The sequence below is a fragment of the Psychrobacter sp. TB55-MNA-CIBAN-0194 genome, assembly GCF_040309505.1.
Classification (GTDB): domain Bacteria; phylum Pseudomonadota; class Gammaproteobacteria; order Pseudomonadales; family Moraxellaceae; genus Psychrobacter; species Psychrobacter fozii.
In genome coordinates this window covers 1-242 of sequence record NZ_JBEOOW010000688.1, presented here as the reverse complement: position 1 = coordinate 242, position 242 = coordinate 1, and the positions used below count along the sequence as shown (strand labels likewise).

Sequence of the window (242 nt, the reverse complement as noted above, 5' to 3'; positions counted from 1 at the left end):
CCACTGCCTTGATGTAAACCCACATCTTGGCTAAAGGTTAATAAGGTGCCTGTTGCAGGGTCGATAGTGGCATTACCAACGCGGTCTGGCTCAAACCATGATGCTAAATCGGTAACTTCAGAATCCACTTCAAATTTTGAAATAAAACCATCCAAGGTAATGCTGACGTCGTCAGACGGAGCATACTGGAATACTAAGCTACCGTTAGTACGAGTTCGGTCCTGTTGATCAACGATTTGGTC

At 45.0% G+C, this 242-nt stretch carries 1 protein-coding gene; it reads right to left on the bottom strand.

All coding sequences use genetic code 11. The features are described 5' to 3' along the window. Positions 1 to 242, bottom strand: a 242-nt coding sequence (locus tag AAEY75_RS16740) for a hypothetical protein (protein ID WP_352260286.1), incomplete at both ends; no start/stop codon positions are given.